This is a genomic window from Streptosporangium sp. NPDC049644, from assembly GCF_040675205.1.
Taxonomy (GTDB): Bacteria; Actinomycetota; Actinomycetes; order Streptosporangiales; family Streptosporangiaceae; genus Streptosporangium; species Streptosporangium fukuiense.
In genome coordinates this window covers 78539-100169 of sequence record NZ_JBFAOJ010000023.1, presented here as the reverse complement: position 1 = coordinate 100169, position 21631 = coordinate 78539, and the positions used below count along the sequence as shown (strand labels likewise).

At 71.6% G+C, this 21631-nt stretch carries 16 protein-coding genes; 9 read left to right on the top strand and 7 right to left on the bottom strand.

Translation table 11 applies throughout. The annotated features are described in order from the left end of the window. Positions 1–111: 111 nt before the first annotated feature. Complete coding sequence (locus tag AB0J58_RS16155) at positions 112–2406, bottom strand: catalase (RefSeq protein WP_364215849.1); 2295 nt, start codon at positions 2404–2406, stop codon at positions 112–114. A gap of 356 nt (positions 2407–2762) precedes the next feature. On the opposite strand from AB0J58_RS16155, the gene AB0J58_RS16150 reads away from it, so the two are divergent. From AB0J58_RS16150 to AB0J58_RS16135, 4 genes are all read left to right on the top strand, one after another. Beyond that, positions 2763–3869: a M4 family metallopeptidase gene (locus tag AB0J58_RS16150; RefSeq protein WP_364215846.1), complete on the top strand. Its 1107-nt coding sequence runs from the start codon at positions 2763–2765 to the stop codon at positions 3867–3869. Positions 3870–3879: 10 nt separating this feature from the next. Next, on the top strand, positions 3880–4209 hold the full coding sequence (locus tag AB0J58_RS16145; RefSeq protein WP_364215843.1) for a protealysin inhibitor emfourin: 330 nt from the start codon (positions 3880–3882) through the stop codon (positions 4207–4209). Then, on the top strand, positions 4206–4421 hold the full coding sequence (locus AB0J58_RS16140; RefSeq protein WP_364215894.1) for a zinc ribbon domain-containing protein: 216 nt from the start codon (positions 4206–4208) through the stop codon (positions 4419–4421). The genes AB0J58_RS16145 and AB0J58_RS16140 overlap by 4 nt, the downstream gene beginning before the upstream one ends. 494 nt (positions 4422–4915) lie before the next feature. After that, positions 4916–6640: a S8 family serine peptidase gene (locus AB0J58_RS16135; RefSeq protein WP_364215840.1), complete on the top strand. Its 1725-nt coding sequence runs from the start codon at positions 4916–4918 to the stop codon at positions 6638–6640. Positions 6641–6710: 70 nt separating this feature from the next. Here the strand turns inward: AB0J58_RS16135 and AB0J58_RS16130 are convergent, their stop codons facing one another. From AB0J58_RS16130 to AB0J58_RS16110, 5 genes are read right to left on the bottom strand one after another with little or no spacing between them, the layout of a single operon-like run. Beyond that, positions 6711–9353: a family 78 glycoside hydrolase catalytic domain gene (locus AB0J58_RS16130; protein ID WP_364215837.1), complete on the bottom strand. Its 2643-nt coding sequence runs from the start codon at positions 9351–9353 to the stop codon at positions 6711–6713. After that, positions 9350–10348, bottom strand: a complete 999-nt coding sequence (locus tag AB0J58_RS16125) for a serine hydrolase domain-containing protein (protein WP_364215834.1) — start codon at positions 10346–10348, stop codon at positions 9350–9352. Before AB0J58_RS16125 ends, AB0J58_RS16130 begins: the two co-directional genes overlap by 4 nt. Continuing rightward, a complete protein-coding gene (locus AB0J58_RS16120; RefSeq protein ID WP_364215831.1) occupies positions 10345–11160 on the bottom strand; it encodes a carbohydrate ABC transporter permease in 816 nt (271 codons plus the stop codon). The genes AB0J58_RS16125 and AB0J58_RS16120 overlap by 4 nt, the downstream gene beginning before the upstream one ends. Next, positions 11157–12110: a sugar ABC transporter permease gene (locus tag AB0J58_RS16115; protein WP_364215828.1), complete on the bottom strand. Its 954-nt coding sequence runs from the start codon at positions 12108–12110 to the stop codon at positions 11157–11159. The genes AB0J58_RS16120 and AB0J58_RS16115 overlap by 4 nt, the downstream gene beginning before the upstream one ends. Then, on the bottom strand, positions 12104–13402 hold the full coding sequence (locus AB0J58_RS16110; RefSeq protein ID WP_364215825.1) for an ABC transporter substrate-binding protein: 1299 nt from the start codon (positions 13400–13402) through the stop codon (positions 12104–12106). Before AB0J58_RS16110 ends, AB0J58_RS16115 begins: the two co-directional genes overlap by 7 nt. A gap of 353 nt (positions 13403–13755) precedes the next feature. Between AB0J58_RS16110 and AB0J58_RS16105 the strand changes: the two genes are divergently transcribed. The 3 genes from AB0J58_RS16105 (at position 13756) to AB0J58_RS16095 (ending at position 18488) form a co-directional block, all read left to right on the top strand. Then, complete coding sequence (locus AB0J58_RS16105; protein ID WP_364215822.1) at positions 13756–14796, top strand: LacI family DNA-binding transcriptional regulator; 1041 nt, start codon at positions 13756–13758, stop codon at positions 14794–14796. A gap of 102 nt (positions 14797–14898) precedes the next feature. Beyond that, positions 14899–16488 carry a hypothetical protein gene (locus AB0J58_RS16100; protein ID WP_364215820.1) on the top strand — a complete coding sequence of 530 codons (1590 nt, stop codon included), beginning with the start codon at positions 14899–14901 and terminating at the stop codon, positions 16486–16488. After that, on the top strand, positions 16485–18488 hold the full coding sequence (locus AB0J58_RS16095) for a hypothetical protein (RefSeq protein ID WP_364215817.1): 2004 nt from the start codon (positions 16485–16487) through the stop codon (positions 18486–18488). Before AB0J58_RS16100 ends, AB0J58_RS16095 begins: the two co-directional genes overlap by 4 nt. 43 nt (positions 18489–18531) lie before the next feature. Here AB0J58_RS16095 and AB0J58_RS16090 read toward each other — a convergent pair whose 3' ends face one another. After that, the gene (locus tag AB0J58_RS16090; RefSeq protein ID WP_343967105.1) at positions 18532–19212 is read right to left on the bottom strand and encodes a TetR/AcrR family transcriptional regulator; all 681 of its coding nucleotides are present in this window, start codon (positions 19210–19212) and stop codon (positions 18532–18534) included. Positions 19213–19278: 66 nt separating this feature from the next. On the opposite strand from AB0J58_RS16090, the gene AB0J58_RS16085 reads away from it, so the two are divergent. Together AB0J58_RS16085 and AB0J58_RS16080 are read left to right on the top strand one after the other, a co-directional pair. Then, a complete protein-coding gene (locus AB0J58_RS16085; protein WP_364215891.1) occupies positions 19279–20154 on the top strand; it encodes an alpha/beta hydrolase in 876 nt (291 codons plus the stop codon). A gap of 107 nt (positions 20155–20261) precedes the next feature. After that, the gene (locus AB0J58_RS16080; RefSeq protein WP_364215814.1) at positions 20262–21551 is read left to right on the top strand and encodes an extracellular solute-binding protein; all 1290 of its coding nucleotides are present in this window, start codon (positions 20262–20264) and stop codon (positions 21549–21551) included. Positions 21552–21631 lie beyond the last annotated feature (80 nt).

Here is a 21631-nt window from a genome sequence, read left to right as displayed (position 1 = left end):
TTCGCAACCTGCGCGGATGAAGCGGAAAGATCCCGGGGCCCGGCCGCGCCTCGGCCGGGCCCCGGGCGCGGCCCGCGTCCTCCCCGTCGGTCTGACGCGGGTCAGCGTGGGTCAGGCGATGCCGACCGCGGGGGGGAAGCGGTCCCAGACCCGGTGCCGTCCCAGTAGCCGGACGATCTCCTCCAGTGCCGCGTCGCCGCTACCCGCGACGAGCACACCGGGCGCCGCGGTGTCGATCCCCGCGGCGGTGAGCGCCTGTTCGGCGTCCGCCCAGCCACCGAGCGGCTTGGCGTGGCGGAACGCCTCGGCGAGCATCAGCAGCACCCTCGGGTCGGTGGGCGTTCCGGTGACGCCGTTGCCCGCCTTGGCGTCCCGGGCGCCGTAGGCGTCCTTGCCCGGTGCGGGCGTGCCGGCCAGCAGCAGGGCGTCGAACTCGACGGACCTGGCCGTGGCGAACGTGCGCTGCACGGTGACGGGGTCACCGCCGTCGGCTCCGAGCACGCCGCCCGCCGGGGCGATGACCAGCGGCACCATGCCGCCGTCCAGGATCGCCTGGCGAAGGGCGCGGACCGTCTCCAGATCGCTGTTCTCGGCGGCGACGATGCCGATGATCCGGCCGGTGGTCGGCCAGGTCTGCCCGAGCTGGGAGAGCGCGGGGCTGGGCTCGACGGACGGCAACGAGTTCACCGGCTTCGGGGCCGGCAGTCCCAGACCCTGGGCCACCTGCTCGCACAGGTACGAGTCGATCTCGGCGAGCGTCCTCAGGGTGCGCTCCTTGATCGCCTGCTCGTAGACCTTGCCGAGTTCGAAGGTGTAGGCGGCGATGACATGCTCGCGCTCCACCGGGGTCAGGCTCAGCCAGAACAGGCGCGGCTGGCTGAAGTGGTCGGCGTAGGACGCCGGAGCCTCGCGGACCTTCTCCGCCGCGGGCACCCGCACGGGCGTCTCCCGGTAGCCGCCCTCGGACTGCCCGGCGAAGAAGGGGCAGCCGCCGTCCAGCGAGTTGGGCTTGTAGGGCGCCACGCCCGAGTGCACCGCGTCTTGGTGGAAGCCGTCGCGCAGCATGTCGTTGATCGGGGCGTGCGGACGGTTGATCGGGATCTGCGCGAAGTTGGGGCCGCCCAGGCGGGTGATCTGGGTGTCCAGGTAGGAGAACAGACGCCCGGCCAGCAACGGGTCGTCGGTGATGTCGATGCCCGGCACCAGGTGTCCCGGGTGGAAGGCGACCTGCTCGGTCTCGGCGAAGAAGTTGACCGGGTTGGCGTTGAGGGTGAGCAGGCCGATCGGCTGGACCGGCGCCAGTTCCTCAGGCACGATCTTCGTCGGGTCCAGCAGGTCGATGCCCTGGAAGGTCTGCTCGGGGGTGTCGGGGAAGGTCTGGATGCCCAGCTCCCACTGCGGGTAGGCGCCCGCCTCGATCGCGTCGGCCAGATCGCGCCGGTGGAAGTCCGGGTCCACCCCGTTGATGATCTGTGCCTCCTCCCACAGCAGCGAGTGCACCCCGGCCTTGGGCTTCCAGTGGAACTTCACCAGCGTCGTCGCGCCCTTGGCGTCCACCAGCCGAAAGGTGTGGACGCCGAAGCCCTCCATCGTCCGGTAGGAACGGGGAATGCCGCGGTCGGACATGTTCCACAGCGTGTGGTGGGTGGCCTCGGTGTGCAGGGAGACGAAGTCCCAGAACGTGTCGTGCGCGCTCTGGGCCTGGGGGATCTCCCGGTCCGGATGCGGCTTGCCGGCGTGGATGACGTCGGGGAACTTGATCGCGTCCTGGATGAAGAAGACCGGGATGTTGTTGCCCACCAGGTCGAAGACACCCTCACCGGTGTAGAACTTCGTCGCGAAACCACGCGTGTCACGTACCGTGTCGGCCGATCCCCGTGACCCCAGCACCGGCGAGAAACGCACGAAGACCGGCGTCTCGACGTCCTTGGCGAGGAACGCCGCCCTGGTCACCGTCGTGGCCGTGCCGTACGCGCGAAAGACGCCGTGCGCGGCGGCCCCACGGGCGTGTACGACGCGCTCGGGGATGCGCTCGTGGTCGAAATGCATGATCTTCTCGCGCAGGTGGTGGTCCTGCAGCAGCACCGGTCCCCGCGGACCGGCCTTGAGCGAGTGATCGGTGTCGGTCAGCCGCAGTCCCTGGGCCGTCGTCAGATACTCACCGCCCTGGGCCCACGCGGTCGGTGGCACGTCGGTGGGCCGACCCGTGGCGGTGAAGACCTCCGGGCCGGCCTGGTCGGGCTTGGGCGGGAGCGGTGCCCGGGGTTCGGTCGGCTCCTCCAGCGGGGCCGGTTCCCTGCCGGGCCTGCCGGGGATCTCGTTGGACGGCCCACCGTCGGACACGACATCGACCACCTTGTCGACGATCTTGTCAACCGTTCCCTTTACTGGACGAGACTTTTCCATTATTTCCCCCTTGAGACGTGGCAGCAGTGGCTCTCCACCGTCTTCGAGAACTGATTTCGGACATGACGAAGCCGACGCGTCGGTGGCACGGGTTCCGGCCACCGGCGCCCGGCGATAGCAGTACGCCGTACCCCTGGTCTGGCGTTTGAAGCCACGGATCGCCCAGAGCGTCCGTTTCCTGACCATCGCCTCAGCACTTTTTCAGCGAAGCGCCGGTGCCGGCAGGCGCATTTCCCGAGCGGTCGACGACGCGCGAAATTCGCCGTTCACACCGGACCACACCTTCGGAACCGGGCATTCCGCATGAGTACCGCGATACTCATGCGGTCGCCGAAGGCAGCGACGATTCTTGGCGTATGACTACCTTCGACAGCATGCCCGCGTGCTGCATCGCGCCCCCCGACCTGCTCGAGGCGGTCGCCGAGCAGGGCACCCCCGAGGAGCGGGAGGCCGCGCTCCGCACCCTGGCCACCTCGGAGAACTCCCGGGCGCAGCGCGCCTCGGTCACCGGCGCGCTGAGCCGGCTCACCCTCACCATCGCCGACGTGGCGCCGGCCCCCGGCATGGTGCGCACCGTCTACGACGCGGAGAACGGCGGCGACTTCGACCTTCCCGGCAGGAAACGGCGAGGGGAGGGTGATCCACCGTCCGGTGACGCGGCGGTCGACGAGGCGTACGACGGGGCTGGGGCCACCTACGACTTCTACCGGACCGTCTTCGGGCGCGACAGCATCGACGGGCGGGGACTGGAGATCGTCTCCTCGGTCCACTACGGGAACGACTACGACAACGCCGCCTGGATCGGCTTCCAGATGATCTACGGTGACGGCAGCGGGCAGATCTTCAACAAGGGGTCCCTCACCAAGGCCGTCGACATCGTCGCCCACGAGCTGACCCACGGCATCACCCAGTTCACCGCGCACCTGGTCTACAGCAAGCAGTCCGGGGCGCTCAACGAGTCGTTCTCCGACGTCTTCGGGTCCCTCGTCAAGCAGTACGGCCTCGGGCAGAGCGCGGAGCAGGCCGACTGGCTGATCGGCGAGGGCATCCTGGGCAGCGCCCTGCGCGGGACGGCCCTGCGGTCGCTGAAGGCGCCGGGGACCGCCTGGTCGACCCCCACGGGTGGCCGCGACCGCCAGCCCGCGCACATGCGCGACTACCTGGACCTGCCCGACGACGGCAACCCCTCCAACGACCACGGAGGCGTCCACCTCAACTCCGGCATCCCCAACCACGCCTTCTACCTCGCCGCCACCGCCATCGGCGGCAACGCCTGGGAGCGCGCCGGCCGGATCTGGTACGTCGCCCTCACCGAGCGGCTCCGGCCGCGCTCCGACTTCCGGCAGGCCGCGGCGGCGACGGTGCAGGTGGCCGGGGAACTATTCGGCGCGGACGGCGACGAGCAGCGCAAGGTACGCGCCGCCTGGCAACAGGTCGGGGTTCTCCAGGCGGAGCCGGTTTAGGATCGTGCTCATGAAGGTGTCGATCGTCCGGGGCGGCGGCATCGCCGGTCTGGTCACGGTCACCACGGTCGACTCGGCGGCGCTGGGGTCGCAGGAGGTCGCCGAGCTGCGCTCCAGGGTGGAGCGGGCCGGGTTGTCCGCCGCGCCGGGGGAACCGGAGCGCTCCGGTTCCCCCGGCGGGCAGCCCGACCGCTTCGACTACGAGCTGACCGTCGAGGACGGCGGCCGGGCGCACACGGTGCGCGTCGGTGAGGGCGACCTCTCCGGCCCGCTCCGCGCGCTCATCTCGTACGTGACCTCGTTGCCGGGCAGGCAGGAGCGGATCGGCCCGCCCGGCTGACCTCGCAGGTCCGCCACCGGTGTGGTCACCACGACCCGGCCGCCCGTAGCGCAACCGTGTTCGCCTGTGCCGGCCCGGCGTGTGGGTGGGTCGGCCATGCCGGCACCAATGCCGCGATCAACATCGACAACGCAGACGGATCAGCGGTGTCAGGACGCGGAGACCTCGGGATCACCCGGTCTGTGAAACGTCGACTCTCGCGCGCCGCTTGACCGCGACGCGACGGGAGAATCCCCGGCCCTCGGGCCGGCAGGGGAGGAGGCCGATCGTCTCCGCCGGCGTGTCGCCGGAAGAGTACGCGTGCGCCGTCGCGTATCGAGACTGCGATCGCCGCGCGTCCAGCAGCGGTCTCGCGGAGAGGGGCTGCTGTTCTCGTCCGGCGATCCGCCTGCGCCGGAGACCTCGACCGCCCGGAAGGCCGCGCGGGGCGCGACCCGGATCCCGCGCTGAATTCCGCCGCCGGTGATGCCTCGTCCGCTTTTGAATGGGTTTCGCGGAGTGAAACTCCATGCCCTCGTTGGTTTTGGAGCGGGAATCCCCATGTGAGGGTTCGGTGATGGCATGATTCGCCGATGTGTGCAGGTCGCAGCGGCTGCGGGATTTGTGGAGTTTGTTGGATCAATTTCGGCAAATTGCTATATGCCCGGATTGCCGGTGCGGGTGAAGTCGCATTTGCGGGGGTCTTTTGATGATATTGGAGGTAAATGTGAAACGGGTCATCATCGCCGTGGCCGTCACCGCCCTCGCGGCAGCCGCGCCGATGCCCCGGGCGCAGGCCCGGCGGGTGATCGCCGAACCGGGCGCGGAGGTCGAGTACGTCGTGCTGTACACCGAGGGCGCGCGTCCCGCCGACGCCCAGCGGGTCATCAGGGCGGCGGGCGGAAGCATCCTCAAGGAGAACGCCGCGGTCGGCGTCGCCACCGTCACGACGAGGAACACCCGCTTCGCCGAGGTGGTGCGCGACGCCGACGCGATCGACGACATCGCCCACAACCGGTCCATCGGCCGCGTGCCCACGACCGCCGGGGGAGTCGCGGGCCGTCCGGCGGTCCAGGCCAGGGCGGTGGAGAAGGCCGGTGACGGCGCCCCCGCCGCCTCCACCTTCGGCGGGGCCGCCCCCACCGGGGAACCGCTGTCGGAGCTGCAGTGGGACATGAAGCAGATCCACGCGACGGTGGACGGCTCCTACCGGCACCAGCAGGGCGACCCGGGCGTGCTGGTCGGTGTCATCGACACCGGTGTAGACGGCTCCCACCCTGACATCGCGCCGAACTTCAACCGCGAGCTGAGCCGCAACTTCACCGTCGACATCCCCGTCGACGCCGACGGCAACGAGGTCGACGGCCCGTGCGATGCCGAACCGGACCACTCCTGTAACGACCCGGCGGACGTCGACGAGAACGACCACGGCTCGCATGTGGCGTCGTCGATCGCCTCGCCGGTCAACGGGCTCGGCGTCTCGGGCGTGGCCCCCAAGGTCTCGATCGTGAACCTGCGGGCCGGGCAGGACTCCGGCTTCTTCTTCCTGCAGCCCAGCGTCGACGCGCTGACCTACGCCGCCGACATCGGCGTCGACGTGGTCAACATGAGCTACTACATCGACCCGTGGCTGTTCAACTGCGTCGACAACCCGGCGGACTCCCCGGCCGAGCGGCTGGAGCAGGCCACGATCATCAAGGCCGCCCAGCGGGCGCTCACCTACGCCTACAACAGGGGCGTGACCCTGGTGTCCGCGGCGGGCAACGGCGCCACCGACTACACCAAGGAGCTCGCCGACGGCTCCAGTCCCGACTTCGTCGGCTCCCCCGGCGAGCTGCCCCGCCCGCGCACGATCCCGCCGAGCTGCGTCTCCATGCCCAGCGAGGGCAGGCACGTGATCTCGGTCTCCTCGACCGGAGTCAGCGGGCGCAAGGCGTACTACTCCGACTACGGCGACGGTCACGTCGACGTGGCCGCCCCGGGGGGTGACGTCTACGACACCGGGGACGGCAGCCGAGACGTCACCAGGGCGACGCTGGCGGCCTACCCCGAGGCGCTGGCCAGGCAACGCGGTCAGCTCGACCCCGACGGCACACCCAACGTCACCAGCGTGGTCCGCAACTGCCGGGGCGAGGTCTGCGCCTACTACCAGTATCTCCAGGGCACCTCGATGGCCTCGCCGCGCGCCGCCGGGGTGGCCGCGCTGATCGTCGCCAGGTTCGGCCGGCCCGACCGGGTGCACGGCGGCAAGACACTCCACCCCGCCGTGGTGGAGATGGTCCTCAAGGGCACCGCGACCAGGACGGCCTGCCCGGTCCCGGCCGCCCACACCTACACCAGGCACCTGCCGGGCGGCGGCACGGCGACCACGACGCACACGTGTGAGGGAGGCGGTCCGGGTAACGGCTTCTACGGTTACGGGATCGTCGACGCCCTGCGGGCGGTGCGCTGACCCGGGCCGGCTGTCCGGCCGCCGCCACGGCGGCGGCCGGAGCGCTCTCGGGGTACGGAGGGGGAGGCCGTCACAACTCGTCCCAGGCGGAGAGCAGCGGATCCGCGGCGGCGGCCGGGGCCGTGATCGACCAGCGGCCCGGCGGCAGGTCCAGTGAGCACGAGCCGTCGGCCAGCCGCCTGGTGGGGAGCCGCTCGGCCAGCCCCATCAGGAAGGTGCCGTTGACGGTCATGCCGTCCCAGGTGCCGTTGACGGGGAGCACCGCGCGGGCGGTCACGCCGGGCGGGACCCGGAAGACGAACTGCAGGCCGTCAGGGCCGGCGCGCCATCCCGACTCGACGGTGCCCGCGGGGCTGTCGTACCTGGCGTGCGCCTGCCGCAGCAGCGGGACGGGTCCCGGGCGCAGCAGTGGCTCGGTGAACCCGCCGTTCACCCCGCGCGGGTCGTCGCCGACACCGGCGACGTGGCGGAAGAGCCAGTCGCCGACGCAGCCGTAGGCGTAGTGGTTGAAGGAGTTCATCGTCGGGGTGTGCATGCCCCGCCGGTGGTGCCAGGCGTCCCACCGCTCCCACATGCTGGTCGCGCCCGCCCGTAGCTGGTAGCGCCAGGAAGGGTGCCCCTCCTGGTTGAAGACCCGGCAGGCGACGTCGTGGTGGCCGGTCTCCGAGAGCGTCGGCAGCAGCAGCGGCGTGCCGACGAAACCGGTCATGAGCCGGTGACCGTCCGCCCTGACCAGCTCCGCGAGCGCCGCCGCGGTCCGGGCACGGTTCTTGGGCGGGACGAGGTCCCAGGCCAGGGCGAGGGCGTACCCCGTCTGGGTCTCGGTGCGCAGCCGGTGCTCGGTGAGGAAGGCCCGCTGGAAGGCGCCCGAGACCATGGTCGAGGCCTCGCCGTACTCCCTGGCGTGCGGCTCGCCGAGCACGCCGGCGACGTCGGCGATCAGGCGCAGGCTCCGCGCGAGGGCGGCGGTGGCGATCAGGCTCTTGGACGTCTCCACGGTTCCAGGGGCCAGCCAGTCGCCCAGAGCCCGGCCGGGGCGGACCCCGTCGTCGCACTGTGCCAGGCAGTAGTCGGCCCAGCGCCGCATCGGCCCGTACGCCCGGCGCAGGGTCCGGTCGTCGCCGTAGCGCCGCCACAGCAGCCAGGGCACCTCCACGATCGCGTCGGACCAGACCGGCGAGTCGAACCCGTACTCGGGCAGTACCGGAGCCACGTGCGGGACGGCCCCGTCCCGCCGCTGGCCGTCGATCAGCGTCGTCACCCAGCCGGAGAGGAACGCCTGGGTGTGACGGAGGAAGCTCAGCGTCGAGGCGAACACCGAGATGTCGGCGGTCCAGCCGGCCCGCTCGTCGCGCTGCGGGCAGTCCATGGGCACGCTGAGCAGGTTGCCCTCGGCGGAGGCGACGATGTTGGAGACCAGTTGCCTGACGGCGGGATCGGAGACGGTCAGGGTGCCGGTGACGGGCAGCGCCGAGGACAGGAGCACCGCCTCGGCGTCGCCGGCGGACATGCCGCCGGGCCATCCGGTGATCTCGGCGTAGCGGAACCCGTGGAAGGTGAACGCGGGCTCCGCGACGTGCCGCCCGGCGGGGAGGAGGAACTCGTCGCGCTGCTCGGCCGTGCGCAGGTTGGCGTCGTAGAGGCGGCCGGTCGCGCTGAGCTCCTCGCCGTGACGGACCACCAGATGGACCGGGTACGGCGTGTCGATCCGCAGCCGGAGCCGTCCCACGACGTTGCGGCCGAAGTCGAGCACCTGAACGCCGGGGACGGGTTCGGTGACCGACACCGCGGCCAGGGTGCCGATCTCCCGCACGGGGGGAGCGGGATCGGCCTCCACCAGCAGGCCGGGGGGCGGCTCCAGCAGTGCCACGGCCCGTTCCCGGCCGGGCCGGGATTCGCAGCGGACGGTCTCGCCCATCACCAGGTCGGCGCGGGGTATGCCCAGGTCCTTGGCCGTCCAGCCGGGGCCGGTGGCCGCGAGCGGATGGACGCCCTCCGAATCGCGCAGGAGCAGCCGCGCGCTGGCGGCGGGGCGGTCGCCGTATCGGCGCGGACCGCCCGCCGCGACGTGGCCGGCGTACCAGCCGGGGGCGAGCCAGACCTCCAGCAGGTTCTCCCCGGTACGCAGCAGCGCGGTGACGTCGGCCAGCCGGTAGCGGACCCGGCGGCCGTAGTCGGTCCAGCCGGGGGCGAGTTCCTCGTCACCGAGCCGCTCGCCGTTCAGCACCGCCCGGTAGACGCCCAGCGCGGTGGTCGCCAGCCAGACCCGCCCCGGCCGAGGCTCCCAGCCGAACGTCCCGCCGAGGCGGACGGCGCCCTCGCCGCTCCCGTTCCCGCCGTCCTGGACCCAGGGGGCGTTCCAGGCGCCGTCCGCGCGCAGCCCGGTCACGAAGGTGCCGCCGAGGTGCCCGGCGACCGACCAGGTGTACGGGGTGAGCGGCTCCAGCGCCTCTTGGGGCACATCGGCCCAGCCGGTACCCGGCGGGAGGTCCCGTGCCCACACCTCGCGCCCGCCGGTGGACACCGTCAGCCGCTCGGAACGGAGCAGCCTGGCCGCCCAGGACAGGCGCGGGGAGGGCTCGTCGACGCCGACCGGGTCGACGAGCCCGCAGGTGTGGCAGGCGACCGCCTCGGCGGGCGGGGAGGAACCGACCGGCACCTGGCCGCCCGAGACGGCCCGTGCCATGCCGGGGGTTCCCGGGACGCGGATCATGCGCCGAGACCCGTCGTGAAGGCGTTGTGCAGTCCGTCGATGTCGACCCCGTGCAGGCTGGGCGCCATCACGTTGATCAGCAGTACGAAGCAGGCGTCGTGGTCGGGATACATCCACCACTGGCACCCGGAGGCGCCGCCGTGCCCGTAGAGCCGCCGCTCCAGCAGGCCGGGCGCGGAGTGGCGCAGGTTCCAGGTCAGCCCCCAGTCCTGGCCGGCGTTGACCGGGTCGGGCTGCAGCTTGACCAGGCCCGTGGTCTGGGGTTCCGTCATGGCGGCCAGGGTGATCGGGTGGACCGGCGCCCGGTCGCCGCGGAGCAGGGCGCTGCCCAGCGCGAGCAGGTCCTCGGCACGGGAGAACAGGCCCCCGGCCGGATGCCGGAGCCGGACGAACCTGTCGTAGTCGACGCCGAGCAGCTCGACGGCCCTGACCTCGGCAGGGTCGCAGGCCGGGTCGAAGGTGATCTGCCCGCCGCCGGGCACCAGCGCGTTCAGGTCGGTGTCGATCACGTCGGCCAGATCCCTGCCGGTGACATCCCTGATCATCTCGGCGATGCCGGCGAAGCCGATGTTGCAGTACTGGCTGAGCGTGCCCGCCTCGAACAGCGCGGGGGCGGCGATCAGATGTTCCACCAGGTCGTCCGGGGTGAGCGTCTGCTCGGCGATGCCGCTGGTGTGGGTCAGCAGGTGCCAGAGCGTGACCTCGTCGGAGCGCAGCCCGCCGAAACCGGGCACCGCGTCACGGAGCGGGCGGCGCAGCGAGAGCAGTCCCCGCTCCACCTGGCGCATGGCCAGCAGGCCGACCAGCGGCTTGGTCACCGAGAACAGCGCGAAGTGGTCGTCGGCGCGGGTCGCGCGTCCGTCGTGCTCTCCGAAGGACTCCAGCAGCACCGTGCCCTGCGAGGTGGCCGCCCCGAGCACCGCGCACGGGAGTCTCCCCTCGCGGACCATGCGCCTCACCCACTCGACGGCGAGCGCGAACGGTTGGTCGGTCATCCTTTGAGTGCTCCTTCTGTGAGTCCGGCCAGGACGTGCTTCTGCGCGAACACGTACACCGCCACCAGCGGCAGCGTGGTCAGCAGGACGTGGGCGAAGACGAGGTTCCACTGCAGGGTCTGCAGCGTGCCGGAGGCGAACTGGAAGAGGGTGAGGGGCAGGGTCGCGTTGTCCTGCCCCTTGAGGAGGAACAGCCCGAAGAAGAAGTCGTTCCAGACGTTGATGACCAGGATGACGCTCCCGACGAAGAGCACCGGGCGCAGCAGCGGCAGCAGGATGCGCGCGAAGATCTGCGGCCGGGACGCCCCGTCGATGGCGGCGGCGTCCTCCAGGTCGGGCGGGAAGGCCCGGACGAACCCGGTGGCCAGGAAGACCACGATGCCCAGCCGGGTGCCGATCAGGACCAGCGCGTAGCCGAACGGGGTGCCGTCCAGGCCGAGCCCGCGCAGCACGTGGACGGTCGGGATGATCGACGGCGGGATGAGGATCGACAGGCTGAGCACGAAGTAGGTCGCGCGCAGCCACCGCGAGTCGCCTCGGCCGTAGGCCCACGCCGCCGCCGCGCCGAGCAGCAGCACGGCCAGCACGACGGGTACCGCGATCATGAGGCTGTTGGCGAGTCCGCCCAGGTAGTCGCCGGTGTCGACGACGGTCGTGTAGTTCTCGACGATCGCCCACCGCCGGGGCAGGCCGAGGCCGAGCTCGGCCGCCTCGCCGGCGGGCTTGAAGGAGTTCACCACGACCAGCCAGAACGGCACGACCACCCAGGGGATCGCGAACAGCGACAGCAGCGTGTACTTGACGACTCTCATCCCGTGACCTCCCGGCGGCGCAGCCACCAGACGAGGGGTACCGCCGTCGCGATCACGAGCAGCGTCACCGTGAGGCTGAGCGCGCTGGCGGAGCCGAAGAACCCCTGGCCCCACTGCTGGCGCATGACGACGTTCAGTGCCCTGGTGTGGTCGCCGGGGCCGCCACCGGTGGTGGCGGCGATCACGTCGTAGGCGCTGAGCGCGCCGACCAGGGTGACCGCGACGTTGAAGGTGATCGCGGGGGCCAGCAGCGGGAACCGCACCCGGGCGAAGCGGGTCCAGGGGCCCGCGCCGTCGACCCTGGCCGACTCGATGAGCTCCCTGGGCACCGAGTTCAGGCCCGCGATGTAGACGAGGGTGATCAGCCCGCTCCACTTCCAGGCGTCCACGAACGCGACCGTGAGCAGCGCGGTCGCGGGCTCGCCCAGCCAGGCCCAGTCGACGCCGAGAAAGGAGTTGACCGGGCCCGCCGGATCGAGGATGCCCCGCCAGATGTAACCGGCGGCCAGCGGCGAGACGAGGGTCGGCAGGAAGAACACCGACCTGAACACGGTGTTGACCCGGTCCGTCCGCTGCAGGGCGAGTGCGAGGCTCAGGCTGACGGTGTTCTGGATGGCCATGCACAGGATCGCGTAGAGCACGGTCACCGTGACGGCGTTCGTCAGCAGGTCCTGCTCGACGAGTGTGCGGAAGTTGTCCAGGCCGTTCCAGGTGATCTCCGAGCGGAATCCCGTCCAGGCGGAGAAGGCGAAGCGGGCGTTGAGCACGAACGGCAGCACGAAGAACAACGCCACCAGCAGCACGGCGGGCAGCGCCCAGGGCAGCCAGCCCCGTCGGCCGGGGTCCCCGGTCTCGCCGCCGCTCCCGCTCGCGGGGTGCGGGGCGGCCGGTGCGGCCCCGGCGGCCTCGCTGCCCGGGGGATGCTCGCGCGGGGGTAGCGAGGTCACCATCCGGGCAGCCCGGCGGCCTTGGCCGCCTGCTCGACCTGGCCCTGCAGCTGGGTGGCGGCCTTCTGCGGATCCTTCTGCCCGGCGATCAGCTCCGACATCAGCGGCGCCAGCCCCGCCATGCCGGGGATGTCGGAGTTGAAGGCGATGACGGCGCCGTTGTCGTACGCCTTCTTGACGTCCTGGAGCACGGGGGAGACGTCCTGCGGACCGTCCACGCCCTGGAGCACGGGGAAGGTCTTCGCGGACTTCACGTAGTCGGCGTAGGCGGGGCCGGTCATGAACCGGACGAAGTCCAGCGCGGCCTTCTCCCGCCCGGCGTCGCCCGTCTTGGGCAGGTAGAAGGTGCCGATCGGCCCCGGCGCGTACGTCACCACGGCCTTGGTGCTCGACAGCCCGGTGAACCCGACGGTGTCGTCCACCTTCTTCTGGTCGCCACCGGCGGCGGCGAGCATGGCCGGCAGCATGTCGGAGTGCTGGGCGACCATGGCCGCCTTACCGGTCACCAGGGCCTTCATCGAGTTCTCGAACGTGGCGGTGGTGATGTCCCTGTTGAAGCAGCCGTCGTCCTGCAGCTTCCTGTAGGCGATCAGCCCCGCCACGAACGGCGAGCCGGGGTCGGCCAGCGAGGCGGTGTGGCCCGCGATGGCCTTGCCGTAGGCGTTGGCCTCGTTGCTGGCGCTGACGTACAGCAGCGGCAGGATCTGCACCGGCCAGATGGATCCGCCCGACTCGAACACGGGGGTCACGCCCTTGGCGGAGAGCGCGCGGCAGGCCGCCGAGAGCTCGTCGAACGTTCCGGGGGGCTCGACGCCCGCGTCGGCGAGGACCTTCTTGTTGTAGTAGAGGCCGAAGACCTGGGGGAAGCCGGTGATGGCCGCGTAGACCTTCCCTCCGGTGGCGCCCGCGCTGCTGTAGAGGTCGCCGGACCTGGCGACGTACGCCTCGCCGGACAGGTCCCTGAGGTTCTCCGACGGGTTCAGGGCGAGCAGGTTGCTCACCGTGGCGTGGTATTCGAGGATGTCCGGCCGCTCGCCGGTGGCCCACTTGGTCTGGGTGCTGTCCTCGAACCCGTCGGAGGGAATCGGGACCAGCTCGATCGTGTGGCCCGACTCCCGCTCGAACCGCTTGTACATCTCCACCAGCGGGGCGGGGTCGGCGGTGTTGTGCCAGAGCGTCAGCGTGACCTTCCCGCCGTCGGTTCCGCCTGGTTCGGCGGCGCCGCCACAGCCTGCCGCGGCGAGGGCGAGGGCGGCGCAGGCCGCGGCTCCCAGCAGTCGTTTCGATGCCCTCATGCTCGTTATTCCTGTTCGTCACGGGGTTGGGGGATAGTCGGCCTCCGGGCGGATGCCTGCACGCCTCCGGGCCACGAGACATGCGGGTTTCCGTCATGTTTCGTAGAACGTTCTCCATTGTTAGACCAGGGGCGTTTGCGGCGTCAAGGGCCACGTTCGAGGTGACCAACTCGTTAAGAAGTGGTAAAACTCGGGTCTGGCGGGGATGGCTTCGACCGGGTACCGTCACCTCTGCGTTGCCAGAATGTATTTCGTTCTACACTCGGCGCCGCGCTCGCCCGGCGATTCGCCCCGCTGTCCGCCGAGGCTCGCCGCGGGGCCGTTCCCTCCCTTTCGCCTACCGAAGGACTCGCGTGACCACAGGATCAGCACCGCGCCGGGTGACCATCGCCGACGTGGCGGGCCGGGCAGGCGTCTCCACGGCCGCCGTGTCCAAGGTGCTGCGCGGGGCCTACGGGGTCAGTCCCGGCATGCGGGCCAAGGTCCGTAAGGCCATGGACGAGCTCGGCTACCGGCCGCACGCCGCGGCCAGGGCCATGCGGGGCCGTACCTACACCCTCGGCGTGATGCTGTCCGACACCAGGAACCCGTTCTTCCCTGACATCATCGAGGGCGTCACCGACCAGCTGGGCGACACCGAATACCAGGTGCTGCTCGGTCCGGGCGGGGACGAGCCCAAGAGCCAGGCGAGGATGACCGACGCGATGATCGACCGGAGCATGGATGGAATCATCCTGATATCTCCGGTCATGTCGGGTGCGGAACTCGCCTCCATCGCCACCACGACGCCGATCGTGGTGATCGGCCGTCACGGAAGCGCCGCCGAGTACGACTCCGTGGTCGACGACGACGTCGTCGGCGCCCGCCTGGTGGTCGACCACCTGGCCGATCTCGGCCACCGGCGGATCGCTCACATCACCCATCTCGACCGGGGCCGCGCCTCCGGCGCCGACTCCCCGCAGGCCGTCCGAGCCGAGGGCTACCGCCGGGCCATGCGCGCCAGAGGCCTGGCGGAGGGGATAGAGGTGGTGGCCACCTCCTTCACCGAGGAGGGCGGCTACGAGGGGGCGCGACAGCTGCTCGCCCGGCCGGCCAGGCCCACCGCGATCTTCGCCGGCGCGGACGTCGCGGCCCTCGGGGTGCTGCGCGCGGCCTACGAGGCCGGGTTGTCGGTCCCCGGTGACCTGTCGGTCGCCGGATACGACAACATCGGCATCGCCTCCCTCAAGCCCATCTCCCTGACCAGCGTCGACCAGGACGGACATGTCATCGGGGCCACCGCGGCGCGCCTGCTCGTCGAGCGCATCGAGGGCCGCGGGCGGTCCGTCCTGTCCTCCGTCTCACCCACCCTCGTCGTCCGCGGCACCACCGGCCCACCGGCCGGCCGGGAGTGAACTGACTCCCCGCGGCACCACGCCCCGGAAGGGGCGATCCCATTGGGTGGTCCTCGCGAAGGACCGCCGTGTCACCGTGTTCCGACACGAAGGAACCCCCCTGTGAAACGTCTCGTCATCATCGGACCGATGCTTCTCGCCCTCACCTTCCCCGTCTCCCTGCCGGGAGCCGCGCTCGCCGCCCAGGCGACGACCTGCCCGGTGCGAATCGACCCGGCGAGCTTCGCGAGCGAGGCCCGCCTGCTCGAACTCGCCGAGCGGCAGGAGGACTTCGGCCCCCGGCCGACCGGCTCGGCCGCCCACGACGACTACATCGACTGGCTGGAGGACGAGATCGGCGCGGTCCCCGGCGTCCAGCTCTCCTCGCTGCCCTACGAGATCGACCGCTGGGACGACCACGCCACGGGGCTGACCGTCGGCGGCCAGAAAGTGGCGGTCGCCGCTCCCGTGCCCTTCTCCTCCTCCACCGGGCCGGGCGGGGTGACCGCCCCGCTCACCTACCTGCCCGCGGGCACCGCCATCACCGCGGCGAACGCCGCGGGGAAGATCGTCGTCAGGGATCTGCCCTGGTCGACGGTGCCCAACCTGCTCTTCTACCCGCCCATGCTCGGCTACCACATGTACGACCCCGGCCTCACGATCAACCTGCTCGGCTCCGACTCCATGGAGGCACCCGCCGCGGCCGACGCCGACCTCAGGGCCGCCGCCGCGGCGGGTGCGGCGGGGGTGCTGGAGGTGAGCCGCCTGCCGCACGCCCAGATCGAGGGCATGTACGCGCCCTACGAGGGGCTGCCCTACCAGGTTCCGGGGGCCTATCTCGGCGTCGACCAGGGCGAGCAGATCAAGCAGGCGCTCGCCGCCGGGCAGCCGGTCGAGGCCGCGCTGACCGTCGACGCGGCGTGGACGCCGAAGACGACCCGTACCGTCCTCGCCACCCTGCCCGGGGTGAGCGAGCAGAAGATCGTCGTGGAGAGCCACACGGACGGCATGAGCCCGGTGTGGGACAACGGCCCGCTCACGATGGTGGAGATGGCCCGCTACCTGGCGTCGCTGCCGGTGAGCTGCCGCCCGCGTACGATCCAGTTCGCCTTCGTCACCGGCCACCTCTACCAGCACCTCACCGGGCCCGATGTCCGCGAGGGAGGCGCGGGGCAGCTGGCGGCCATGCTGGACGCCGAGTACGACCAGGGCAAGGTCTCCTCGGTCGTCGTCCTGGAGCATCTGGGCGCCCGGCGCTACAACGCGGTCACCCGCACCGGGGGAGCGCCCGGACTGGAGCTCGTGGCCGATCCCTCGCTCACCGAGCTACTCTGGGTCCCGGTCAGCGAGAGCACGCCCCTGCGCGAGCTGGTCAAGGGCCACGTCCAGTACTGGGACGTGCGGCGCACGGCCGTGCTGAAGGGGCTGTCGGCGGCGGACCTGGGCACCGTGCCGCACCACTGCGGCTTCGGGGGCGAGGGCACGCCGTACAACCAGCACCTGCTGCCGACCATCGCGCCGATCGCGGCCCCCAAGACGCTCTTCTCACCGCGTTTCGGGGCCGAGGCGATCGATGTGGCGGCGATGCGCCGGGCGTCGCTGGCCTTCACCGACGTCGTGTTCGACCTCGGCACCATGTCACAGGCGGACGTCGCGGGCGACGTCACGTTCATGCGCGCCCAGCGTGCCTCGGGCACGCCGGGGTGCTCGTGAGCATCGACCGCGAGTCCCTGGTAGGGCGGCACGCCGTGGTGCTGACCGAACCGGACGCGGAGTCCCCGCTGACCGTCGGCAACGGCGAGTTCGCCTTCACCGCCGATGTCACCGGGCTGCAGACCTTCCCCGCCTTCCACGCCGCGAGCATGCCGCTGGGCACCCAGTCGCAGTGGGGCTGGCACACGATGCCCAACCCCCGGGGCTTCGTCCTGGAGGACACGATGACCGGCTACGGCCGGGCCCGCTATCCCGACCGGCACCGGATGACCTTCGGCGGTCCGGTGGCGCCGGAGTTCGAGGCCGGTACGTGGCTGCACGGCAATCCCCAGCGGCTCGACCTGGGCAGGATCGGGCTCGACCTCGGCGAGAACGTGGAGATCACCGACCTCGTCGGCGTCCACCAGCGGCTCGACCTGTGGAGCGGGCTGCTGCACAGCGCGTTCACGCTCGACGGCGTGCCGTACGAGGTGGAGACGGTCTGCCACCCCGGGCGCGACCTGCTGGCGGTGCGCGTCACCGGCGGGGCGGCGGTGACGATCGCCTTCCCATACGCCTGCGCGGCCTGGAACGTGGCCGCCGACTGGGACGGCCCGGAGCGGCACGTCACCGGCCACGTCGTCGGCGCCTCGCGCTGCGACTTCACCCGGGTACTGGACGGCGACCGCCACCACGTCGCCCTCGCCTGGCAGGGGCCGGCCCGGCTCACGCCCATCGCCGAGCACCGCTACCGGCTGGAGGGCGCCACCGAGTTCGTCGTGGCCTTCGGGCTCGACCCCGCGGGGCCCGGCCTTCCCGGATTCGCGGAGGTCCACGCGGCCGCCGCCCGGCACTGGGCCCGCTTCTGGACCGATGGCGGCGCGGTGAGCTTCGAGGGCAGCTCGGATCCACGCGCGCCCGAGCTGGAACGGCGCGTGGTCCTCTCGCAGTACCTGACCGCGGTCAACTGCGCGGGCTCGCTGCCGCCGCAGGAGACCGGCCTGGTCTGCAACTCCTGGAGCGGCAAGTTCCACCTGGAGATGCACTGGTGGCACGCGGCGCACTTCCCGCTGTGGGGAAGGCCGGAACTGCTGGAGCGCAGCCTGCCGTGGTACCGGAGCATCCTTCCCGCGGCACGGGCCACGGCCGCCGGGCAGGGATATCGCGGGGCCCGCTGGCCCAAGCAGGTCGGTCCCGAGGGCAGGGAGAGCCCCAGCACGATCGGGCCGTTCCTGATCTGGCAGCAGCCGCACCCGATCTACTTCGCCGAACTCCTCTACCGGGTCCGGCCGGAGGCGCTGCACGACTACCGGGACCTGGTCTTCGAGACCGCGGAGTTCATGGCGTCCTTTCCCGTCGAGCAGGACGGCCGCCATGTGCTGGGGCCGCCGCTGATCCCGGCGCAGGAGTCGTACGCGGAGATCAGGACGACGGTCAGGAATCCCACGTTCGAGCTGGCCTACTGGTGGTGGGGGCTGGAGACCGCGCAGCGGTGGCGTGAGCGTCTCGGCCTCGCCCGGGACCCGGAGTGGGAGAGGGTGCGGGACGGGCTGGCCGCGCCGTGCGTCAGGGACGGCGTCTACGCGGCCATCGCGGTGGAGCCGTACACGCTCAGGACGGACCACCCCTCGATGACCGGGGCCCTGGGCCTCGTTCCGGCGACGCCGCTGATCGATCCGGAGACCATGCGGGCCACCCTCGACGACGTGCTGGAGACCTGGGACCTGCCGAGCACCTGGGGCTGGGACTACCCGATGCTCGCCATGTGCGCGGCCAGGCTGGGCGAGCCGGGCAAGGCGGTCGACGCGCTGTTGATGGACGCGCCCAAGAACGCGCATCTGGTCTCGGGTCACAACCGGCAGTGGCCCGGGATCCTGCCGCTCTACCTGCCGGGCAACGGTGGCCTGCTGGCGGCCGTCGCGCTGATGGCGGCGGGCTGGGACGGCGGCCCCGGCAGGTGCGCGCCCGGCTTCCCCGAGGGCTGGAACGTCCAGGTGGAGGGGGTGCGGGCGATGCCCTGACCCGGACGCGGCACCCGTGCCCTCGCGGCGCGGGTGCCGCGGGTCAGCCGAGTGCCCTGTCGGCCGTCGCGTGGTCGGCGAGCAGCGTGACCGTGTAGTGCAGCACGTCCTCCTCCAGTGCGGACAGGCGCTGCGCGTTCCCCGCGCGCACCTCAGCGGCGATGAACTCGGTGACGCCGAAGACGATCAGGGAGGGCACCCTCTCCCTGACCGGCCCCAGGGAGGGGGTCTCCGCCCTGGCCCGCGCGGCGAGGGCGCGCAGCATCTCCAGGAAGGGCAGGTAGGCGCGGTCGCGCTGTTCCATCGCCCGCCGGCCCGCCGCGGGGAGTTCGACGAAGTAGGCGCGGGCGTACTCGGGACGGTCCTGCCACCACCGCAGGTAGGCGTGCAGGCCCCGGCGGACGGCGGCGACCCAGTCGTGGCCGGTGCCCTCGGCCGCGGACAGGATCGTCTCGACCACGCCGGGCAGGTCCCGTTCGCACAGGGCGAGGAAGCAGTCCTCCTTGTCGTGGAAGTTGGCGTAGAAGGCGTTGCGCGAGACCCGCGCGGCGGCGATCACATCGGGCACGGTCGTGGCGGCGTACCCCCGGGCCGCGACCAGCAGCAGCATCGCCTGGATCAGGCGGTCGCGCTGCGAGGTGCGGACCACTTCTGGGGGCAGCCCGTGACGGCCGCGGGGGAGGGGCTCACCCTCCGGAATTTTCTTCCGATCCTGTCTTGACATCAATCACAGATCGTACTTCCCTCTGTTAGGAGACGTTCACGTCTCCAAAGAATCGGTGAGGTGACCATGGAAGACAAGGGCATGTCCCGGCGGCGGGTCCTGCGCGTGGCGGCGGTCGGGCTGCTGTCGGCGGGCCTCGTGTCGCGGACCACCCAGGCGATGGCGGCCGGCACGATCGAGTCGCACTACGCGGTCCGGGGACCCTGGGCGGTCACCGCCTCCGACGCGGGCGACGCCTCGGGAACCTACCGGCTGCACCATCCGGTGGACCTCGGCGCCGGTGGCTTCCGGCACCCGATCGTCACCTGGGGGAACGGCTCCCACGCCACCCCCGCCCTCTACCCCGGCGTGCTCGACCAGCTCGCCTCCTGGGGCTTCGCCGTGATCGCCTCCACCGACACGACCACCGGGACGGGCACCGAGATGCTCGCCGCCGCGCAATACCTGGTGGCGAGGAACGCCGACCCCGCGAGCCCGTTCCATCAGAGGCTCGACGCGACCAGGGTCGGCGCCGCCGGGCACTCCCAGGGCGCGGGTGGCACGGTCAACGCGGCCAACCTCTCCGCGGGGCTTGTCACCACGGCCGTGCCGATCGCGTTGCCCGCGCAGCTCTGGGTGGGGGCCGGCGACCGGTTTCAGGTCTCCCAGCTGGCCTGCCCCGTCCTGTTCCTGAGCGGGAGCAACGACTGGCTGATCTCACCGGCCTCGGCGCTGCGGGGCTACTACGACCAGGTGCCCGGGGCGGCGGCCATGGCGCTGCTGAAGGGCGCGGGTCACAACGACATCCAGGGCACCGGCGGCGGCTTCCTCGGCTACCTGACGGCCTGGCTGATGTACCGCCTCCAGGACGACGCCTACGCCCGAGGCGCCTTCGCCGGGAGTGCCCCCGAGTTCACCGGCAACACCGCCTGGCAGAACCAGGTCGCCAAGAACCTCCCGTGACCACCACGCCGACGCGGCCCGCCGGTGCGAGGCCGCCAAGCACCCTCCGTGACCACCTCATCCCGCACGGTGCCCGCCGTGCGGGATCACCCCCCAGGAGAACCGCCATGGCGGATCTGACACGGCGCCGGCTGCTCGCGGCCGGCGCGCTCTCCCTGGCCGCGCCCAGCGTGCTGGCGGCCTGCGGCGACGACCGGCCCGAGCGGCAGGTCCAGGACGGCAGGCCGCACGGCGAGGTCAGCGTCTGGCTGCACGGCTCGCAGGAGACGGGCCCGCAGTTCGAGAAGCTGGTGCACCGTTACATCGACGAGTTCGGTGTGGACGTCAAGCTCCTCTACCTGCCCGTCGCCCAGCTGGACGCCAAGTTGCTGACCGCCTTCGGCGGAGGCACCCCGCCCGACGTCTTCAAGATCGGGAACTGGAGCTTCCCCTCCCACGCGGGGAAGAAGCGGCTGGCGCCCATCGACCCCCGGGCGTTCGGCGCGCCGGACGTGGCGGCCGTCCTGGGACGGTACGAGCCGGGGACGGTCGCCCCGCTGAGCTACCGCGGCCAGGCGTACGGCGTGCCGATCGACCTCAACCCCGCCATGCTGTACTACCGCAGGGACCGCTTCGAGGAGGCCGGTCTCGACCCGGACAAACCTCCCGCGACCTGGGAGGAGGTCGCCGACCACAGCAGGAGACTCACCTCGGCAGACGGTAGGCGGGTGGGCCTGCAGTGGCTCTACGGCGACCCGCAGTGGGCGCTGATGACGCTGACCGCGCTCATCAAGGGCGGCGGCGGCGAACTGGTCAGCGCCGACGGCACCCGTGCCTCCCTCGACACCGAGCACGGCATCCGGGCCCTGGAGTACTTCGCCGGGATCGGCAATCCCAGGCTCTCCAACCCGCTCGGCGCGCTCGGGCTGTTCTACTCGGGTGAGGCCGCCATGGTCGTCAGCGGGGCCTTCCTCGGTCCCGCGCTGGAGCGGCTCGGCGAGGACACCCTCAAGCCGGGCAAGGACTACGGCGTGGCGCCCATGCCCCGCTGGGCGGGCGGCAGGGCCGTCGTGCCCGCCTACACGTGGGGCTGGGGCGTCGCCGCCGCGTCGAAGAACGGCTTCACCGCCTGGCACCTGATCAACTACCTCCAGGGGCGGGAGTCGGTCACGGCCAACCTGGAGAACGGGATCGTCATCCCGGCCACCGGCTGGCGGGACGCCGGGCCGCGCGGCACCTCCGAACTGATGGGGATCGCGGCCTCCGGCATCCCCGACGCCGACTTCGGCCCGGCCGTCCCCGCCGCGCTGGAGCTCGCCAAGGCGGCCTCCAGCGCCTGCGACGCCGTGGCCCACGGCCGCTCCACGCCCGCCCAGGCGGCCAAGGACTTCGACGCCACCGTACGGCTCGCACTGTGAACGTGGACACCGAGCGCCCGGACCGTCTGGCCGGCCGTCCGGGCCGGCTGCACAGGGGCCGAAGTGACGTGGTGAGCACC